This is a genomic window from Anaerorhabdus furcosa (assembly GCF_900167375.1).
GTDB lineage: Bacteria > Bacillota_I > Bacilli_A > Erysipelotrichales > Erysipelotrichaceae > Anaerorhabdus > Anaerorhabdus furcosa.
The window spans coordinates 25,164-46,199 of the sequence record NZ_FUWY01000006.1 but is presented as its reverse complement, the minus strand read 5'-3'; the positions used below and the strand labels follow the sequence as shown (position 1 = coordinate 46,199).

Here is a 21,036-nt window from a genome sequence, read left to right as displayed (position 1 = left end):
TGAAAAAGAGGTAAAAACAATGACAAAAGTACGTACTAGATTTGCACCTAGCCCTACTGGCTACATGCACATAGGTAACTTAAGAACTGCATTATATGAGTATTTAGTTGCTAAAAAAGACCCTGATGGTGTCTTCATCCTTCGAATTGAAGATACTGACCAAGGACGTCTAATTGAGGGAGCTACAGATATTATCTATAACACATTAGCACAATGTAAATTATTCCATGATGAAGGACCCGATGTTGGTGGTAATTATGGTTCATACGTACAATCTGAACGTATGAAATCAGGTATCTATAAAGAATATGCAGAAAAGTTAATTGATTTAGGTGGAGCACACTATTGTTTCTGCCAAGAAGAAGATATTCAAAGTCAACGTGAGTTAGCAGAAGCTCGTGGCGAATCTTTTATATTTAATGATCCTTGTAAGAATATTTCAGTAGAAGATGCACGTGCTCGAATCGCAAATGGTGAATCTTATGTTGTACGTCAAAATATTCCAACATCAGGAACAACATCATTTGATGATGAAGTTTATGGTACCATTACTGTAGAAAATAGCACATTGGATGAAGCAGTCTTATTAAAATCTGATGGATATCCTACATATAACTTTGCGAATATTATTGATGATCATATGATGGAAATTACCCATGTTATTCGTGGTAATGAATATTTATCATCAACACCTAAGTACAATTTAGTCTACAAAGCATTTGGTTGGGATATCCCTACCTACATCCATTGCCCACCTGTAATGAAAGATGAACATCATAAATTATCTAAACGTAATGGTGATGCATCATTCCAAGATTTGGTAGCAAAAGGATATTTACCAGAAGCTATTATTAACTATATCGCCCTACTTGGTTGGTCACCAGAAACTGAACAAGAAATTTATACTTTAGATGAACTTAAACAAGCATTTAATGTAAAACGAATTGGTACATCAGGTGCAATCTTCGATATTGATAAATTAACTTGGATGAATGGTATGTACTTACGTAATATGGATATTGATACTTATTATGATATTGCAAAAGAACATATCACCAATGGTGTTAAAGGAAACTATGATCACAAAGAAATCGCAAAAATTCTACAACAACGCGCTAATACTTTAGCTGAAATTGATGAAATGGTGGATTTCTTTGATACATATAATTCTTTTGATTCAGAGTTATATACAAATAAGAAAATGAAATCTAATCCTGAAGTAGCTCTACCCTCATTAAAGGCAGCAAGAGATTTACTAGCTTCACTTCCAAATTGGGAAGAAACTACGATTCATGATGAAATGATGGCATTAGTTGAAAAACTAGGCATCAAGAATGGTCAATTACTCTACCCTGTTCGTGTTGCTATTACAGGTAAACAATTCACTCCAGGAGGAGCTATTGAAATCTCATATATCTTAGGAAAAGATGAAACACTAAGAAGACTTGATTTAGCAATTCAAGATTTAGAAAAATAATAAAGATAATGCCTCGGCATTATCTTTTATTTTCTATTTAACTCAATTTCATATTCATAAAAATCTTGATTATAATATGTCGTATCAAATTCAAAGGGTTGATTGTTCTCTAAATAAGTAAATAGTTTTAAGCGTAGAAGCGATTTTGATGAACCGACACCCAACTCTTTTGCATCATCTCTATCTAAATGATCAACTCCAAATAATTGTGTTCCCTGCCCTAGTTTTTGCTTATACTTATTCTCTAACAAATGATAAATTGAATTTTGCTCAATATCCTCATCAAGTAACCATTCATGATTATGTTTTATAAAATAAGCCTTAGATAAACAAAGTCGTTTATCTTCAACAATTCTAAGTCTTTTAATATATATCACTTCAGTATCTAGAGACAACTTAAAATAATTCGCCATTTCCTCAGGTATTCGAACAATACTTCGTTCTAACAATACGGTCTTTAATGCTAAATCCAAAGTCTTCATACGTTCATTAAACCCTACTAAATTCATGACATTCTCACGAATCTGTTGATTAACAAAAGTACCCTTTCCATGCTCACGATATAAATATCCCTCACTAACTAAATCATTCAATGCACGTACAACCGTAATACGACTTGTATGATAAAAATCACCTAATTCCGTTTCACTTGGAATTTTACAATTCTGACTATATTTACCATTTTTAATATCTTCTTTGATATTATTTTTAATCATCTTATATAAAGGTATATTTGAATTCATCTATTTTCCCTATCTTTCTTTATCATTTTATATGATATCTATTTTTTATTCAATGGCAACTTGACATATCGAGTAGGCGCAGTTAAGATAGAATTATCTCGATATATCGAGTTTGGAGGAAAAGATGAAAACTGTATTTGAAGAATTTGGAACCAAAGTTAAGAATTATTTAGATGATATTATGGAGGTAGAAAAAGATAACATTCTCGAAGCAGCAAGAGTTATGGCAGAAAAAGTAAAAAATGATGGACTTGTATTCACATTTGGTACTGGACACTCTCATATGATTGCTGAAGAAGTTTTCTATCGTGCTGGTGGTTTAGTTCCTGTATACGCAATTATCGAAGATGGTGTAACTGGAAATCATGATGTAACTAAATCAGAATTCACTGAACGATTACATGGTTATGCTAAATGCATTATGGATTACCACAAACCAACAAGCAATGACTGTATGATTATTATTTCTGAATCTGGAAGAAATGCTGTTCCTGTAGAAATGGCTATGGAATGTAAAAAACGTGGGATCTTCTGTATAGCTATTACAGGAGTAACCTATTCAATGGGACAATCAAGTCGTCATGAATCTGGAAAACGTCTATGTGAAGTTGCAGATATTGTTATTGATAATCATACAGAATTTGGTGATAATTGCATGAAAATCGATGGATTTGATCAACCTGTTGGCCCAACTTCAAATATTGCAGCAAACTTTATTATCCACTCTCTTATTCTTGAAACAATCAATAATTGTGTGCAAAGTGGCATGGATGTCCCTGTATTCTTTAGTGGCAATCTTGATGGTGCTAGAGAAAAGAATGATATTATGCTAGAAAAATACTGGGGAAGAATTCGTACCTGGTAAAACTAAAACATCTGTTCTCAACGTGTAATAAATCTAATCATTAAGAAGTAAAATTTAATTATAAGATAAAGATGTGTTTCTAACTTGATTAGGAATACATCTTTTAAATTCTAAATTTTTTTTACATCAAAGAATAAAATTATTAATTTCAATTATTCATTCATTTATTAGTTTATGGTTATTTTTTCAACATAGTTGAAATATAATTATATATCTTGATTAGGAATGATAATCCATTTTATCCATTCCTAAATACTCAAATCTGTATTTACCAAACATATTAATTTATCAATTTCACTATTTGTTAAATACTTGCTACTTTTGATCAAGTTATTTACTTTTTCAGTAAACTCTATATCATTCTTAAAAGATAAAAATTTATTTGAAGTGAGTTGCATAATAATCAACGAAACTTCGATGTTTAACTCTAGTTGTTCTCGAATAGAATCTAAGAATAATGATTTCATTTCTCCAACTGACAATAAAACATCTAAGTTTTTCTCAGTCCTCCAATACTTAGAATAATTTAACTCCTCTTTCTGTATTTCACTCATTTCTTTCTTTCTTTCCTTATTAGAATATTCAAATATTATTTCACCTTCTAAATCATTACTATTTTCTTGTAGCGATACATATGCTTCATGAATTAACTTAAATTCATCTGGATTTTCTTCTGGATGATACTTAATCAAAAGTCTTGCATATGCTTTTTTTATCTCTCTCTTTGATGCATTTTCTTTTAATCCTAACAATTGTAATGCGCTGCTTTTAATCATGACAAATACCCACGTTTATTCAGTGATGAGTCATTGAAAATATCTGATTCCATATATTTTTCTTCATATTTATCTAACATTAATTCAAATTCAATTAATATGCTTTTATTAATATGTATATTTGTTGTTTTATTTCTAAATTTTTCTTCATAAATATTAAACTTATTGCATAATTCCTCTTTATCACAATCATTCAAACCAGCTAAAATATAATTAAATCTCCTTTTTAAATGTTCCCATTTTTCACGAGATTCATAAAAACGTGTTTTATCCTTTATTTCCCTGACTTTTTCATCTAAATCAAGGACTTCTTCAATACCTTTTTCACGCATTTCATAGTAATGAATACTACCTGTAGAGATGACTTTTGCTTCAATAGATAATAATGAATTGATATCATATGAATATGTGAGTTCCACTGCTTCATATTCAACATTGTTAATTGGAACATCAACTAGAATTTGTCCTAATGTGATATTATCATTTGCATAGATTGATTCTCCTTGATTCACATCAAAGTTAATCTTATCTTGACCCAAATTCAAAGTATAATAAGTATTTGACTTGCTTATTGGCAAAACAGAATTCTTCTTTATTAATGTGCTTGTATAGGGATTATTTGTTTGTTGGTGATTAAAAGTATTTGTATTTAGAGAAAATGGGCAAATATCTGTAAGAACTAAATTTTTTACCATGTCTTCTCTTTGCATTATACCAATGTATGTTCCTAAACCACAGACTACAATTTCATCAATATAATCTTTCATCTCTAAAGGAATGTTAAGTAGATCAAGTAAATAATCTTGAACAATGGGCATTAAACAAGTGCCACCCACTAATATCAATTTATCAATATCTTCTTTCTCAAATCCACTTTCCCTCATCGCAATTGAAATATTATATCTTATTTTTTCAAATATTTTAAAAGATTGTTGACAAAATTCTCGATAGCTAATACTAAACCCAAACTGTTTCTCTTTATAAGAAATTATCTGAGTGACATCACTATTTTTTTTAATTTGCTTTTTTATTTGCTCGCATTGCAATAAAATACTATTATATTCTTTATTAGATTCAGTAATAGTAATATTATTATCTTTAAAGAATTTATCTACAAGAATTTTATCAAAATCAGAACCACCCAAGTTATTATCGCCTGCTATTGAACAAATACTCAATATATTATCAAATGAATCTACTACAGAAATATCTAAAGTTCCACCACCAAAATCAAGAACAATAAATGTCTCATCATTATTAGAACGGCACGCCAATGCTGCAGCACTCGGTTCATTGATAAGTCGCTCCACTTTAATTCCAAGTATTTTCCCTATTTTTTTTGTTGCTAATCTTTGATAACTATTAAAATAAGCTGGCACGCTTATCACTACTTCATCAATAGACGTATTAAGAAATCTTTCTGCATCATCTATTAACTGTTTGACAATTAATGCAGATAATTCTTCTGGCAAATATTCCTTATTTCTTATCTTTATTGATTTTCCTTTCCCCATATTTCTTTTAAATAAACAAGCCACAGCGCTAGGTTCTATTAATTGCATATCCTTTGCTTCTTTTCCTACTATCGAATTATTTTTCTCATCGAAATATATCACACTAGGTGTTAGTAATTCGTTATGTTTATTGGGTATAATCATATATTTATTATCAACATAAACCACACCTAAACTGTTTGTTGTTCCTAAATCAATTCCCAAAATCATCATTCCATCCTCCTAAACTATTATCAAATATTTTGCAATACTCCTCTAATGACATCTTAAAAGAGCTACTTCTTTCATTAATTACAACTTTTTCAATTCTTTCATTAAAAATCGCATCTGTATTAGCAATAGAATTTATTGAATTCAATAAATTTCTAGTTGTTGTAGGGAAAAATATATATTTGTTTAATTCATTGAAACTCTTAGTTTCATCTACCCTAGTAAACAAATAAATATTTCCATCATTAATATAAGGTACAACAAATATTTCATCATTAATATTTTCTAAATTATAAATTGATTTAACCTTAGATATATATGCAGGAACTAATATCAAGGTATCTTGCATCTCTTTTACAAAATACTCTTCTCTATTTTTCGCAGCAGATTCTAATATTATTTCTAATGCATTGTTAACATATTTTTTTGAAGCTATAATTTTTTTTGATAACTCCAATTTTTTTAGAAACAGATTTAATTCTGGTTGAATAATGTAACTGCTAAGTTGTTTTATTCTTTTTATTTTTTTGAGTTTATTAGTATAAAATATTTCTCCTTCAATTATCAAATCATTTCTCCCAACAAGAATTCTAACTGAAGTAATTGATGAAACATTATATTGCACATTATTTTTACTTAATGTTATAGTTGCATCCTCGTTGATATTTGTATTGTATACAGTTTTTCTACAAATGGATAAGGAGCCATAAAGAAAACTATATAGATATATTAAATAGATAATAAGAATTATAAAAATTCCTATACCCAAAAAATATGTGTCTACGGACCACCAAACTAAACAACCAAGTGGACATAATATATTTAACCAAAACAAAGAACTAATATTATTTTTTAATGATGCTTCTCCATATTCACCCATCATTTTAGATTTCCTCCTCATATCATATTGATTAATTTGATTCACAATACTTGTTTATTTTGATGTTTCATCATTTAACAAAACAGAGCAACCATCACCCTCAAAACACAATTATTCACACTCCCTTAGAGTAGATTGAAATAAAAATGTATCTCATGTTTCTCAATCTCAACTATAAGTCTTTATTGATTTTACTATATCATTTTTTGCAGGTTAATTACATAGAAAATAGAATATTTGTTCACTACTCTTAATTCACTAGGACTTTTTTAATTACTAATATTTATGGGAAACAAAATACTTCCATCATTTAATTCTATTACGAATAAATTCCATTGAATTTTTTTATCCAACTAATAAATATTATTAAAGTAATTGCAAATAATATCTTGAGAATGGTCCTATCAAGAATGCAAATGGAGCAATAAGACAAAAATATCATAATTTTCAGAAAAATGTATTTTAAAAAATAATTTTTATTAGGAATATAAATTTTCCCAGCTAACCTTGAATTAATAATTTTTAGTCTATTTATTTTAGTTAAAAATACAAATCGACTTATTTTACTAAATGGTAAAACTATCCAAATTACGCATATAATGCATAGTATGGCAAAACTATTGATAGAAAGTATTGCGGGTGATTCCACATTACTTAATATATTTCCAATTGCTATTGAAAATGCTATTAAAAATGGCAATCTAAGTTTTGATATTTTACTTCCATTTTGATATTTAAATTCTTCTATCGATTTTAAATTTACCCTATATAAATTTATTTTACTTTTCCCAATAAGGTTAATCAAAAACAGAATAATAAAATTACCACTTATATCGATTATATAATGTTTATTTGGATTATTAAATATTATTCCCTTCATATTCAGCTCCATAACCGTGTTACTAACAGTTCTAATTACTATGAACTATCTTCATATAAAATCATAATTTTGTATATCTAATACAAAAATCATAACGAGGGAATCCTTATCGCCTAGGTAAGTGTTAAATTATTGTAATTTACCATAAACCAAATTCGTTACCGAGCTAGATCAATCAAAACCAAGTCCCAACTTTGTTAATATTTTCTTAAATTCCTTTTTACATCTTCTATAAAATATTAATATAATGAGAATAATGATTTTAATGATACTTATTATTATTGAATAGAATTGTAATTCCTTTTCATATTGAATATATTCATTATATGACTCTTCTATTTTTTGATTCATCATTTCCGCATCTACTTGATCATTTATATTATACTCCTGTAAAGCTTTTTCTAATTTATTTTGGTCTATTTTCAAAAAACTTTCTGCTAGGTTATTTGTTCTAAATTTTTCCAAGACCAATCTATCTTCTAAATATTCATTCTCTATAATGCCGATATATGGTTTACTACTATCTAAGAAATAAATTAACCTAAATCTATCATCTTCAAAAGGAATCACAATAGAATGCCAAGAAATCAATTGTTCTTGATATGTTCTATTTTTAAATCTACTTTCTCCTTCTAAAGGAAAACTATATAATTCTGGTCTTTTTGCATCAAAAAGATATTTTTCGAAATACGAATACCATTCGTCAATTGCAATTCTCAAGATAATGCCATTTGATATCTCAATGATTTTAAGATATGGACGAGTTTCACACAGATTTTCGTTACATACAGTTTCATACAACCCCTCACGCAAATTAAAGTAATGAAGTTTATCACTTGTCTCAATTTCAACTTCTTGTATGAGTCTATTTTCTCTATCTGCTGTCGAAAGAAAATATAACTTTAAGCATTCGCACAAAAGAAAGTAAATTAATAAGACTTTAAACAATATTTTAATTGTTTTCCAACTTATTTTCATTACTTTTTTAATGATTTGCCATGTAAATAAAAATATACGCTTCATCGTTTTCTCCATTTTCATTAGGATAAGCAGCTCTTTTTCCATCCTTATCAATGTATTTGTAAGGATTATTGTTGAAGGCAATACTTCTATTTTGAGCAATGTTGGAATCTTTCTCACCTAAATAGGTATCTAGTTGCAAAAACCTTTTTAAAGAAGCATCATATGTTCTATTTCTTAAATAGATTAGTTCTAATTATGAGAAATCTACAAGACTCATATTTCTTGTATCAATGATTCTAAACAATTCATCATTGATATAAATGAAGGAATAATTTTTGATATTGTGAACATCAATAACTTTATTTAGTTTAATACTATTTTCATCATAATCATTCATATATTTAGAATATAACAAATCGATATCAATTTCATTTATTTTATCTACTACCATCATATTTTCACCTAATAAATCAGATTTATATATTGTACCTGATTTATCAATAAGAATCATTTCATCACCTATTATGTTGATAATATTTAATCTATTAGATAATCCTATTGTTTGATTAAGTACGCCATCCGGATTCATAAAATATATATAATCATAGCTAGACTGCATATCTTTATTCTCTCTTGAAAGAACTATTATACTGTTTTCTTCATTTGTTCCAACTGATTTTAATTTTTTACCATGATCAGCTCTAACTTTACTTATTATCATCTTACTATCAAAATCAACCACGGATAGATATCCCAAATCATGACGAATAATATACTTTTTATTGTTTATGATAAAATCCGGAATATCGTATCTCGTCTGAATTTCAAATTGTGGAAACAGTATTTTCCCACCGTCATAAATCTTATATCTAAATTCTATTCGTCCTTTAGTTTCATAATCAACCATTCTTACTTCATCACTTGAAATAAATAGAATATCTAGGTTTAAATAACTTTTTAAATCATTTATTTTTTTAAACCTTTTATCTAATGAATCTAATTCTATGTGATTATTACTATAATCATTATTAAGTACAACTACAATTCCATTTTCAGTATACTGAAATGCTGTTATACATTTATTATTTAGACTTGTTATTAGTTCTTTGCCACTATAAATGGCACACTTATCTATGTAATAATATTGTTCATTGTAGTAAACAACCTTTGACGTGGCCACAACATTTGCCCCTATACTATTTAATGTTACAAAACTTGTACTGAATTTTGATGAATCACCTATTAGCATGTCCTCTATATACACATATTTTTCTGTACATCCAACAAGTATAAATGAAACAGCTAAAATTATGAATACGATTTTTCTCATTAATTTACCTCGATATTATATTCTATATTATAAAGATTATCTTTAAAATAGCTAAATATTTTACTATTTGAAATACTAATTGTATCATAGTCAATTGAATTGTAGATTGTGGAAGTAATACCATCTTTGTTTATATACATCGCATGGGCTGATACACCTAGAAATACTGCTGAAACTATATTATGACCTTTTTTCAAATCAAAAAACCAATCAGTTCTTTTCGAGACACGAGTTTTCACATCAAAGTTATCTAATATACTTTTAATTTCATAAATATTTAGTCCTTTATTTTCTATTATTGTATTATTGAATATCACTTTTGCTGCCATTAAAATTATCTCTGAAATGTTCTTTCTTATTCCTTTAGTGACAAACAAATTATAAATCGATATATATGCACAGCCATTTTCTGCTAAAGAAAAACCATTAATAATTGTATCATTTAGCAATCCTTGGTTATTAATATGACCTTTGCCAAACGTTTTCTCTACATTTTGATCAAAGATAGAATAAGAAGATATTTTATTTTTGCCTGTATCTGGGCAAATGAAGTTACCTATCAACATAGCATTGAGATTATTTTCACTCTGATTCTTCATATTTTGTGGATTCAATAAATTGGTAGTACCACCAATAACACTTCCACTTAAAATATTTCCTAATGCTTTATTTGTAGGTGGTGGTACTAAACAAACATTCGTTGGAGGATTACTTACTCCTCCATTCTCACCAGGATACGCAGCCCTATTTCCACCCTTATCAATATACTTATAAGGATTGTTGTTGAAGGCAATACTTCTGTTTTGAGTAATGATGGAATCTTTCTCACCCAAGTAGGTATCTAGTTGTAAGAATCTTCCAGAAGTTGCATCATAGGTTCTATTTCTTAAATAGATTAGTCCTGTGATATCTCTTCTTTCTCCATTATACCCAAATCCTAGTGAATCTGCTATGCCATAATCAGAATAGTTATAAGATTCTGTATCTTTTCCTTCTTGATTGGTTATGGATGTAACAGAGTCGTTTCTTGATGTTTGATAATAAATAGTTCCATCACTGATTCTTGATACACCATAACTATAACTTCTTGTTTGAGTAGGTGATTTTTCAACTAAGACTTCAGTATATTCTTGTGTTACATCATTGATGAACGTAGTGATTTGTGGTACATAGGATGTCATTGAAGATGTATTTTGTGTTTCTGCTTCTTGCATCAACTTCTTATTGATTACCTTGCATCCTTTGTTTTTGTTGATGAGAAGAACTTGTTCTCTCATGGCTTCAAAGGTATCTTCGTTTTCTTTTCTAGCTAGAATTCCTTTTAATTGATTCACTGTATAGTTTTTATAAAGCGTATTTGTCGACTCATCATGAATGACTGTTGTATCTTGTACTGATTCAGTTAATCGGTTTCCATTGCCATCATAGGTATAGGTGGTTTCAGTCTTACCTTGATTTACTTTCACTAAACGATTAAAACTATCATATGTGTAATTTGTGACGACACCGGCTGCATCCATTTTTGATTTCACATTGCCATTCGTGTCATAGGTATACTTTGTTTCACCTTCTTTGGAAGTCATGGAAGTAAGTTGATTTTTCTCATTGTAGTTGTAAGAAACATCACCACTCTTTGATTTTTGAATGCGATTACCGAAAATACTGTAGTTGTATTCAACTTCTACTCTTTCTCCATCAATCATCTTGGAACTGGTTTTGAGTTCATTGTTTTCATCATAGGTGTAGGTATTGGTATAGTTTTCAGTTGGTGTTGTGATTTCTTCAGAAAGTAGATTATTCTCCGAATCATACGTAAATTTAAATCTTTCTATTAAAGATCCATTCGATTTTGTTTCTTTCTTTAGTAGTCTTCCATAGATATCCGTTTCAAGTTCAACTACAACTCCATTACCTTGTATTATCTTGTCTACAAACCTATTCACATCGTAGGTGTATCTTGCTTCCAACTCATGATTTCGCTCAATTGTAATCAATTGATTGAAGTCATTGTATTCTTTCGTTATAACTGTACCCTCTGCATAAGTAATCTCAGTTTGGTTTCCAAAAGAATCAAGTTGATAGGTTGTTCTGTTTCCTTTGACATCCTTGACTTCAGTAATTCGATTCAAGTCATCAACAACTCTAGTCTCTGTTCCCTGATTGTTCGTTGTCGATACTAAGTTACCGCGTAAGTCATACTCTTTCTTAATCGTATCAGAACCTGTTGTGATTTGAATGACTTGATTCAACTCATTGTATTTTGTCGTAATGACAGTACCATTTGGTTTAATCAGTTCGATTTGATTTCCTTGATGATCATAGGCAAAAGTTTCCTTGAATCCATTTTCATCGGTATATTCAATTAAGTTGTTTGATTCATCATAAACAGAAGTTGCGATTTTATCATCATTGATTTTCTTTTCAATGACATTGTTGTTTCCATCAACTTTATAATTCACAACTCTTCCTGATGGATCTTGTACTTTAACTAAATTCTTTTCGCCATCATAATCATACTTTATTTCATTCCCTAAGGTGTCTGTTGAAGAAATTACATTACCAAAATAGTCAAATTTTTGAGATGCAACATGACCATCCTTGTCTTTGACTTCAGTTTGATAACCTCTCTCATCATAACTGTAGTTATAAAGTTGATTACCATTTAAACTTATTTCTATTACGGCATTTCTTTCATCATAAGTTGATTGTGTAGTAACGCCTTGTTTTGATTCTTCAATGATGTTGTTGTTTTCATCGTAGCTATTTTCTTTTTGAAGGAACCCATTAATTGATTGCGTAAGTAGGTTACCACTACCATCATAAGTAAAGCTAGTAATGATTTGATTGTTTTGGGTTTGCGTTAATACTTGTCCCAATTCATCATAAACAAAACTAGTTTCAATACCGTCAAAATCTATTGACTTACTGATTCTTCCTAACACATCATACACGATGTGTTTTTCTTGTTTCATGGCATTGATTGAAGTGATTTGTTGATTGTAGTTGTTGTATTCATTTTCTTCAATGATAATTCCATCTTCAATTTGCTGTACTATATTACCTTGATTATCATATACAGTTTCCACAAGAAGTCCATTAGGCTTCTCCTCTTTGATGATTCGATTCAATGCATCATAAACAAAGGTGGTTGTATTGCCATTCCCATCTGTCTTTGTTATTGCATTTCCTAGTTGATCATACGTTGTTAATTTAGATGACTCATTTGAGTCAATCTCTTCAATCACTCTTCCTGCCTCATCATAAACAAATTTATGGTGAAATCCATATGGATAATTGATTTGAATGTTTTGTTGTTTGTCATTGTAAACATACTCAACTAAAAAGTTGAGTTGATCTACTGTTTTAACTGTTTGCCCAAATGCATTGTACTCACTTGTTGTTGTATTCCCTAAAGCATCTGTCACTTGAACCACATTACCTTCTGAATCATAGAGAGTCGATGTCGTATTTCCTCGAGGATCTGTTACTGAAATTTGATTGCCATTCTTGTCATAGGTATAAGAAGTAATGTTGCCATTCTTATCTGTTTTTGAAATTATTTGACCTTTGGCATCGTAATCTATTTCATCTATAAAACCTAAGGCATCTGTTGTTTTTATCAAACGATTATTTTCGTCATAATCAAATTCTGTAGAAAAACTTCCTCTTGTTTCCTTTATTTTATTGCCTACTTCATCGTACTCATATGAAGTATTGATTCCTTTAGATGTTGTAGAACTCACTTGATTTAATTCATTGTACCTAGTTGTTGTTTCAATCCCATCAAATCCTACTTTTCGTACAACTTGACCCTCTTCATTGTATTCATTTGTTTCAACTTGATTCATTGCATTGGTTGTTTGAATCAGTTGATTGTAGGTATCATAGGCGTATACAGTTGATTGTCCTGCACTATTACTAACAGAATTCAGATTCCCAGTTGTCGTATAACTTCTTTCCTCAATGAGTCCAGTTAAGTTATTGATGGTTTTCGTTACTTGATTCATTTGATTATATTCTGTTGTACTATCACGATCTAATGTTTTCTCACGGATTACATTTCCGAACTGATCAATTTCCTTTTGAGATACAACGACTCCTTCCATCGTAATTGTCGTGTTATCACCAAATTGATTATACGCATAGTTTGTCACCACATTACGTGCTGATATAACTTCACTTACTTGACCTTTTGCATTGTATTTTGTCGTCGTGATGTATCCTTCTGCATCTTTTTCTTCAATCAATCTTGAGTAAATATCATAGGTTGTTTCTGTAATATTTCCAAGCTCATCAATTTCCTTTGTGACATTCCCATTTAAATCATATTCTTTCTTTACTGAATACCCTAAGGCATTCATTGTTTCAATCACTCGGTTGTTTTTATCATATACTGTTTTTGTTCTGTTACCTTTTGGATCTATCACTTCTACTTGATTACCATAACTATCGTAGATATAGCTTGTCGACTGCCCTAAAGCATTCGTACTCTTTGTGAGTTGTCCTAAGGCGTTGTACTCACTTTTTACTGATTTACCATTGGTGATAGTTTCAATTACTTGTCCAAATTCATCAAAAACACTTTCAGTTATGATTCCTTTACTACTCACTGTTTTGACAAGTTGCCCCTTGTCATTGTATTCGTTTTGAATTACTTCTCCTGTTGGGTATATTGTCTTGATGATACGATTTGATGCATCATACTCAAAACTAGTTTCTTGACCATAACCATCCATTGTTTTTCGAGCCAAACCATTTTTATAAATTGTCTTTGTAGAATTCCCTCTTTGGTCAATTGTTTCAATAATATTTCCTGCATCATCATATACATTCTTACTCTCATTACCACGAATATCAGATGTCTTAACCAAACGATTCTTACTATCATATTCATATGTTTCTATATTCCCTAAGGTATCTGTAAAAGACACTTTTTGTCCTTGTTGATTATAAATGGTAGTTTCTGTTAAGCCATTTTGGGTTGTGGATAAGACATTGCCCATGGAATCATAAGTGGACTCTGTGACTGCACCAAGCGGATTTGTATAGCGGATGACATGGCCTTGTCCATCATAGACATAAGCTTCAACTGCACCATAACTATCTTTTTTCTTTAGCACATTCCCTTTTGTATCTAACTCGTAGGTTGTACTTCTTCCCTGATTATCTTCTTCTTTTGTTACATAACCTAAATCATTGTATATATAGGTGGTAGTAAGTCCGAGTTTGTTGGTATAAGTTTTAATCTGATTTCCTTCATAGGTATACCTTTCCGTATTTCCTCGCTCATCTGTTTTTGAGGTCATTCGATTTTCAGTATCATAAGTAAAAAATTCTGTTTTACCATAGATATCCGTAAAACTTAACTTATTACCAACTCCATCATAAGTACTCCACTCCTCTGTTTGATTGGGATAAACTTGATGCGTAATATTTCCATTTTTATCTGTTTCAAAAAGTGTTACAGAGCCATCAAAATCCACTTGTTTACTCACATAGCCAAACTCATTGTATTCATAAGATGAAACTTCACCCAATTCGTTGGTAATAGAAAGCAATTGATTCTTATTCTGGCTATATTCATTGATTTGTTTTGTTCCATCATCATACCTAAGTTCAATGACACGATTGTAGTCATCTATACCATAGATAACTGTATTACCCTCTGCATCCGTTACGCTAGTTTCTTTATTTCCATAGGCAAAAGTCATGATTTTGTCTTCGCCATCCATTTGTGAGATAACTCGATTCTTCTGATCATAAGTATTTCTACCCAAAGAAAAGCCATCTTCATCGATGATTTCACTTACTCTACCTTGATCATCATAAGTATATTTTTCTATGTACCCCTCTGTATCCATAAACTGTGTCATTTGATTCTTGTCATTGTATTCATAACTGACAAATGATCCATCTGGTAAAGTAATCTTACTCACTAGGTTTTTTGTATTGTATTCAAAGAGTACTTCTTTTTGATTATCAATATTCAATGTTGTCATATGAAAATAATCATCATAGATGACTTCTGTAAAATGACCATTTAGCTCTTCAATTTTAGTTAGTGTTCCAGTTTCATCAAAGAATATTTTTTGTTTTGTTTTTTCTTCTGTTAAGGTAACTTTATTATCTTGTATTTCAATGTTGTAAGGATTATCCAAATCTTTATCAAATCCAGAGCCATTGTTTCTAAATTCATACACTTTCCCATCACCTGTAAAATACAATAAGTTATTCTTCTTATCATAGAATACAAACTGATCATAATTACTAGAGAAGCCATTTCCAAATGATGTACTAATAAGTTCTCCTAAAGAATTATAGAATCGTTTAAAAGGTATTTCTTTATAATCATTGATTGTGAAATCCGTATTTTCATGATAATAGTTCCCACTTCCTGTATTAATTGGATCTCCAGCATAACATCCATAAAGACAAACTGGTCCTCTGTATTTATACTCTGCAGTATATTCCTCAAACATAAGGGGTGGCAAAACATCATTCTCATTGATTTTTGGTGAATTTGTAGGTACACGAATCAGTACAACATCACCTTCTTTAATTACTTTGGAGGTGGTATTGTTGTCAAGAAGGATTTGCTCTACTGTAACACCATAATAAGAGGAAAGTGATGCTAAAGTTTCACCCAATTTTGCTTCGTGTTTCATGAACTTATCAGAGTACACATCTTCTGTGTTGGTTTCACTTCCAACTTCTACCTTCATTTTAAAGGTATAGAAGGTATCCAATTCGTCAAATGTAGATGCTTCAACATAGTCTGTTGTATAATTTACTTTTTCTACGAGTATTTCTTGAACACCTGTTCTTGGATTTGTTTTATAGATTGGATCCACATAGAATAATCTTTCCTTGTCGTCATCTTTTGCACTCACTTGTGTTGTCGTTGCTAGTTTATTTCCACTTTCATCCAACTTGACAAGATCAAATGAAATCTTACTCTTTGGCTTAGCTAATCCATCTATGCTAACTGCATCTAACTTACCTAAACCTGTTGAAAATAAACGCAATCTTGCATCCATTGTATTAATATCAGTTTCAGGATTTACATCATACGCTAAACGATATGTTATCGATACTTTTGGTCTTTCTGCATTGCCTTCTGTATAGAATCGACTGGGTTCAATATTAGTGTCTTCATTTTGAGCCACTAAGATAAGTGTTTTGTTTACTCCTGTATATAAATCTTGTGTATGTTTCGTTACATCAAATGATTTATACCCCGTTGAGTTTAGTACTGAATTCGATAGAGAACTTTCCAAAGTCGCACCATTAAGACAGTTATTAAAATTTAAACCTGTCGACATGGGATCAATATAAGGTCTTGAATATACATTAATTCCCGAGTTCGTGGTACTTCCTTCATATTTATACATTTGCAAAGATGCACTGACAATTTCCATCCCTGTACCAATATTCGGCATGACAAAATGAGCTATTGTTCTACCAATGCCAATTTCGTCACCTCCCTTAGTTCTTCCAACAGGAGTATTTGTCATTTGTATAGGCATTCCACCCCAACTTCGTACAGTAGATGTTGTTACGTCAACTGTCTGATTACTTCTCGGCGTTATAATTGGATCAATTGCTATTGGAAATGCTCTTTCTTCAGCATTTACCCAATTTTGATCAAAGATGGTTGTCACTTCTATTTCAGTACTAGATAATCGAATTACTTCTAATGTTAATTGTTCACTGGTGACTCCTACATTATCCATAAGATAGGGTGTTTCAATTACGAATTCTACTTCACCCTCTTTTTCTAAATAGATGGTTGTTCCTTCCTGTCTAAACTCTAAATCTCCAATATCAATCACTTCAGCAATTCTATTTGAATTTAGTGGTTTTGTAAGCAATACATTCGACTTTACTTTAGTAGATGATAAACTATATAAAACATCGATTCCTTCTTTTACATTAAAATACTGTATCGTATTTCCATCCATTCTAATGTCACTTGTATTGGATTCAGGTAGTTTCATTTCAAGTGAAAAACCACCTTCATTTGTGATTCTCGCTAATCTTTCCTCATCACGATAAAAAGCGATATCATAATATCCCTCACCATTGATTGCAAATTTTGTTTGATCAATTAAGGAATACGTTGTTGGTGGTGTTTGTAGCGTTAAATCAATCTCTTCAAATTGTCCTTCAATTTCTTTATGAACAGGTTCAAAATAAACATCTGTTACAAAGGTTTTCTCATCAATTTGATATGTTTTTGTATTCTCTGTTCTTTTTTCAATGATTTCGTTATCCTTGTCCACCAAAGTAGCTTGTGGCAAAACCATTGAAAAAGAATGATTCTCCTCCGTGAGTGGTGTTTCTATAGGTATAGTAGAAACAGGTGTAGTTACTGGAATTTGCGTAGTTTCAGGTGTAGGTTCACTTGTTGGTATAGGTACATCAGTAGAATCCACGCTAGGCGTACTCACTGGATCACTTGTTGGTTCAATTGGTATCTCTGTCTCTGGTGTTTCTTGTGCTTCGATTCTGGATTCCTTATTTCCTAAAGTTGGTATCAACATTGCAGTTCCTGTTGTACTTTTTAACTGAACTTTATTCAGTTCTGCTTTTACTGCAACTGCACCCATTTGAAACTGTGATAAAAACATAGATACAACAAAACCAACTTTTATCCATTTTATAATTTTCTTATTCATATGGTTCTCCTATCACAAGTTCATTTAATCTACTTAGTGATTCTTCTAATGCATCAATATTTTCAATTGAATTCTTTTCGATTAGATTCCCTAAGTCATTTGAAACTTGTTGGAGTTGTTTTCCTATTTCCTGATTATTTAGATTTTTTGAAGCACTTTTATCTTCTGCCATAAGTTTTAAGGTATCCACCACTTTCAAAGCATCTTCATTCCATCCTTGGCTGCAAAAATCTGCCCTTTCTAATAGATCAAATAATTGAATCAAATTTAGAGTTTCTTGTTTCTCTTTCTCAATTTGAGATGTTAGTTCTTGTTCATTCTGCTTTTCTTTAGTTTCACTACATGACTTTACACATAGTAAAAAAAGTATTATCAAAATGCAGATAATACTTAAAAAGATAAGTCTTCTAAACTTTTTATTCTTCATATTTATCCCCAATCTATAAACTATCTAATACGCACTTAATCATACCTAGATGGGTATTAAATATTAATTATACTATTTATGCCTGTATTTAGATATTTTTCTTGGGCTGTTTTTTTCTCTGTCTTTAAGAATATATTCAATCATAATTTTCTTTGAATTATTCTTACCAATTTCTACAAATTTTTTCTTTTTGTCATTTTCATTAATGATTAAAACAATCGCTAAGCCAATTACTATTACAAATACAATTCCTAGCAATTCATAACGTATTGAATCCCCTTTAACAAATGTTGACAAAGCTATAGTGATAAAACTTGAAATAATCGCTATACAAAAATTATTTGCTATATTAATTCTTTGATTAATGATTAATTCATCTTCAATAACTTTTCTTTCAAGACTTGCCAATTTTCCCACTAATGTTGCTGTATCTTTAAGTTCATAAATTTTTAGCGTTGCAATATTGTCACGTAGTATGCAATCTCTTTCTTCCATCGTATTATCTTTCATTTTCTTGTCCTGTTCTATACGTTGATGAAACTCAAGCAATAACCTAATAATCATCGTTATATATACTGGATTTTTTTCAATTGTCTTTACAATTAATTACCAAAAGTGGTATCAAAGATAATAAATTTAATATTCCTTAACTCGAATGAGTTAAGGAATAACAATTATTATGAGTTGTGTTAAATCGATTGTTCAATTATTGATACGATTGCTTTCAATAGTTAAACATTCACTAAAATACTTTTGGAATAAAAATAGATCCAATATAATTATTAACTATAAATTATTTAGTTTTCTTATATTTGTTTAGTTTGCTACTAAGTTTAGGTTGATGCATATTGCTTGCAGATACACAGTTTAATGAGGCAACACCTTTCTTGTAAATCATCTTGATAAGTACTTGGTTAATTTTTTTCACGATTCTAATCTCCTCTTCTATGTATTCTTAATATCAAAAACAACATAAAAAACAACCATCTTGTGACAGATGGTCGATATGTGTGATACTTGGTCATTTTAAAGGAATTACAATGGAACATATAAGAAATTCATCTTCAATGACATAGGAAATTGAGCCATTGTATTTCGCTGCTATTTCCTTGATTGTTTTGATTCCATAACCATGATTATTTCCTCTTTTTGAATCCATAAGATCATCTGGTTTCATACTTGAATCTACTCTATTCTTCAAAGTGAAAAATGCATAGTTATTCTTTTGTTCTATGATTAATTCGATTTTCTTATCACCTACGCTATGCAGCACACTATTTTCAAGAGCATTACCAAGCAAGACCATGTAATCATTATCACTTATATTTACCTCATTAACCAGATTTACTGAAAAATTAAAGATGTAGCCCTTTTCTTTAGCTTCTTGAGTGAATTTGTTAATAAGAAAATCTAGTATTCTTGAATTGAATTTTCCATAACTATGAATCAAATTTACTTCATCTAAGTAAGAAACAATTGAATTCTTTGCATCAGATATCTCATTGTTATCAATATCATTTAAAACATTTAATAAGATATGCTTCAAATTGTGTTTCAATTTTGATATTTCAGCGCTGTTTAATTCTATTTCATGATATCTTCTGTTTTCAAATTCAAGCATCTGATAATTCAATATTTTTTCTTGTTCAATTTCATTTTTCTTCAAATAATCAAAGAAATAGACAATGATTAAAACCATAAATATAAATAAAAGAAAAACTGTTATCATTATTTCTAATGGATTAATGGAATTTGTATAAATTATACTCTCTATAAAAATAAAGATAAGCTGAATAAATACAATTAATATGACTAAGTAGATAATTTGATTATTACTTATTTGATTTTCATACTTTTTTCTTTGGTATGCTATTTCACTCAAAGTAAAAAACAATAAAATTTTTGATAATATAATTAGCCAAAAAAAAGCACAAGTTTTTGCTAATTCAATTGAATTCAACTGATTAAATAAAAGATAACTCGTTGTAATCGTTAAAAATCCATTGATTAAACTAATAATTACATAAGGAAGGAAAGAAACAAATATCTTCTCTCCTATAAAGTTATCTGTAAAAATTAAACAAAATACAAAATTCAATGAAATGAATACAATTTTAAAATAACCTTCAAGTCCAATTGCAAAGTTTGAAAAAGTCATCAAAACTGTTCCAAGTAGAATAAACACAGTAAAATATACATAATTAAACTTGTTATTTAGTTTACAAAACCGAGCAATGAATATAAAGATAATCAATTGCTCAACGAAATTAATGAAAATATCAAACCCACTCAT

Annotated in this window: 14 protein-coding genes; 2 read left to right on the top strand and 12 right to left on the bottom strand. The window is 29.8% G+C overall.

Going from position 1 to position 21,036, the window contains the following annotated elements; all coding sequences use genetic code 11:
* The first annotated feature begins 19 nt into the window (after nucleotides 1-19).
* A complete protein-coding gene (gene gltX / locus B5D14_RS09400) occupies nucleotides 20-1,477 on the top strand; it encodes a glutamate--tRNA ligase (RefSeq protein ID WP_078712378.1) in 1,458 nt (485 codons plus the stop codon).
* A gap of 26 nt (nucleotides 1,478-1,503) precedes the next feature.
* Here the strand turns inward: gltX and B5D14_RS09395 are convergent, their stop codons facing one another.
* Entirely contained in the window at nucleotides 1,504-2,220 is a 717-nt protein-coding gene (locus B5D14_RS09395; RefSeq protein ID WP_078712377.1) for a GntR family transcriptional regulator, read from the bottom strand.
* A 124-nt stretch (nucleotides 2,221-2,344) separates the two neighbouring features.
* On the opposite strand from B5D14_RS09395, the gene B5D14_RS09390 reads away from it, so the two are divergent.
* Nucleotides 2,345-3,085 (top strand): sugar isomerase domain-containing protein, encoded by a 741-nt coding sequence (locus B5D14_RS09390; protein ID WP_078712376.1) that lies wholly within the window; start codon nucleotides 2,345-2,347, stop codon nucleotides 3,083-3,085.
* A gap of 248 nt (nucleotides 3,086-3,333) precedes the next feature.
* On the opposite strand, the gene B5D14_RS12370 is transcribed toward B5D14_RS09390, so the two are convergent.
* The 11 genes from B5D14_RS12370 to B5D14_RS09340 all read right to left on the bottom strand — a co-directional run bounded on the left by B5D14_RS12370 (nucleotide 3,334) and on the right by B5D14_RS09340 (nucleotide 21,036).
* Nucleotides 3,334-3,861: a DnaJ domain-containing protein gene (locus B5D14_RS12370; RefSeq protein WP_078712375.1), complete on the bottom strand. Its 528-nt coding sequence runs from the start codon at nucleotides 3,859-3,861 to the stop codon at nucleotides 3,334-3,336.
* Nucleotides 3,858-5,588 (bottom strand): Hsp70 family protein, encoded by a 1,731-nt coding sequence (locus tag B5D14_RS09380; RefSeq protein WP_078712374.1) that lies wholly within the window; start codon nucleotides 5,586-5,588, stop codon nucleotides 3,858-3,860. The genes B5D14_RS12370 and B5D14_RS09380 overlap by 4 nt, the downstream gene beginning before the upstream one ends.
* Nucleotides 5,569-6,468, bottom strand: a complete 900-nt coding sequence (locus B5D14_RS09375; RefSeq protein ID WP_078712373.1) for a hypothetical protein — start codon at nucleotides 6,466-6,468, stop codon at nucleotides 5,569-5,571. Before B5D14_RS09375 ends, B5D14_RS09380 begins: the two co-directional genes overlap by 20 nt.
* Before the next feature lie 1,048 nt (nucleotides 6,469-7,516).
* Complete coding sequence (locus B5D14_RS09365) at nucleotides 7,517-8,368, bottom strand: hypothetical protein (protein WP_078712371.1); 852 nt, start codon at nucleotides 8,366-8,368, stop codon at nucleotides 7,517-7,519.
* Entirely contained in the window at nucleotides 8,331-8,552 is a 222-nt protein-coding gene (locus tag B5D14_RS12430; protein WP_425351968.1) for a hypothetical protein, read from the bottom strand. Before B5D14_RS12430 ends, B5D14_RS09365 begins: the two co-directional genes overlap by 38 nt.
* A gap of 9 nt (nucleotides 8,553-8,561) precedes the next feature.
* Entirely contained in the window at nucleotides 8,562-9,638 is a 1,077-nt protein-coding gene (locus B5D14_RS09360) for a hypothetical protein (protein WP_078712370.1), read from the bottom strand.
* Nucleotides 9,638-18,316: a DUF6531 domain-containing protein gene (locus B5D14_RS09355; RefSeq protein WP_078712369.1), complete on the bottom strand. Its 8,679-nt coding sequence runs from the start codon at nucleotides 18,314-18,316 to the stop codon at nucleotides 9,638-9,640. Before B5D14_RS09355 ends, B5D14_RS09360 begins: the two co-directional genes overlap by 1 nt.
* Nucleotides 18,309-18,743, bottom strand: coding sequence for a hypothetical protein (locus tag B5D14_RS09350; RefSeq protein ID WP_078712368.1), 435 nt, complete (start codon nucleotides 18,741-18,743; stop codon nucleotides 18,309-18,311). Before B5D14_RS09350 ends, B5D14_RS09355 begins: the two co-directional genes overlap by 8 nt.
* 72 nt (nucleotides 18,744-18,815) lie before the next feature.
* Nucleotides 18,816-19,253 (bottom strand): hypothetical protein, encoded by a 438-nt coding sequence (locus B5D14_RS09345; RefSeq protein WP_078712367.1) that lies wholly within the window; start codon nucleotides 19,251-19,253, stop codon nucleotides 18,816-18,818.
* A 283-nt stretch (nucleotides 19,254-19,536) separates the two neighbouring features.
* On the bottom strand, nucleotides 19,537-19,671 hold the full coding sequence (locus B5D14_RS12365) for a hypothetical protein (protein WP_280940288.1): 135 nt from the start codon (nucleotides 19,669-19,671) through the stop codon (nucleotides 19,537-19,539).
* 93 nt (nucleotides 19,672-19,764) lie between these two features.
* Nucleotides 19,765-21,036 (bottom strand): GHKL domain-containing protein, encoded by a 1,272-nt coding sequence (locus B5D14_RS09340; protein ID WP_078712366.1) that lies wholly within the window; start codon nucleotides 21,034-21,036, stop codon nucleotides 19,765-19,767.

Bases quoted from the DNA above. Each gene is read 5' to 3' on its own strand.
- gltX (WP_078712378.1), top strand. From the start codon at position 20: ATGACAAAAGTACGTACTAGATTTGCACCTAGCCCTACTGGCTACATG.
- B5D14_RS09395 (WP_078712377.1), bottom strand. From the start codon at position 2,220: ATGAATTCAAATATACCTTTATATAAGATGATTAAAAATAATATCAAA.
- B5D14_RS09390 (WP_078712376.1), top strand. From the start codon at position 2,345: ATGAAAACTGTATTTGAAGAATTTGGAACCAAAGTTAAGAATTATTTA.
- B5D14_RS12370 (WP_078712375.1), bottom strand. From the start codon at position 3,861: ATGATTAAAAGCAGCGCATTACAATTGTTAGGATTAAAAGAAAATGCA.
- B5D14_RS09380 (WP_078712374.1), bottom strand. From the start codon at position 5,588: ATGATGATTTTGGGAATTGATTTAGGAACAACAAACAGTTTAGGTGTG.
- B5D14_RS09375 (WP_078712373.1), bottom strand. From the start codon at position 6,468: ATGATGGGTGAATATGGAGAAGCATCATTAAAAAATAATATTAGTTCT.
- B5D14_RS09365 (WP_078712371.1), bottom strand. From the start codon at position 8,368: ATGAAGCGTATATTTTTATTTACATGGCAAATCATTAAAAAAGTAATG.
- B5D14_RS09360 (WP_078712370.1), bottom strand. From the start codon at position 9,638: ATGAGAAAAATCGTATTCATAATTTTAGCTGTTTCATTTATACTTGTT.
- B5D14_RS09355 (WP_078712369.1), bottom strand. From the start codon at position 18,316: ATGAATAAGAAAATTATAAAATGGATAAAAGTTGGTTTTGTTGTATCT.
- B5D14_RS09350 (WP_078712368.1), bottom strand. From the start codon at position 18,743: ATGAAGAATAAAAAGTTTAGAAGACTTATCTTTTTAAGTATTATCTGC.
- B5D14_RS09345 (WP_078712367.1), bottom strand. From the start codon at position 19,253: ATGAAAGATAATACGATGGAAGAAAGAGATTGCATACTACGTGACAAT.
- B5D14_RS09340 (WP_078712366.1), bottom strand. From the start codon at position 21,036: ATGAGTGGGTTTGATATTTTCATTAATTTCGTTGAGCAATTGATTATC.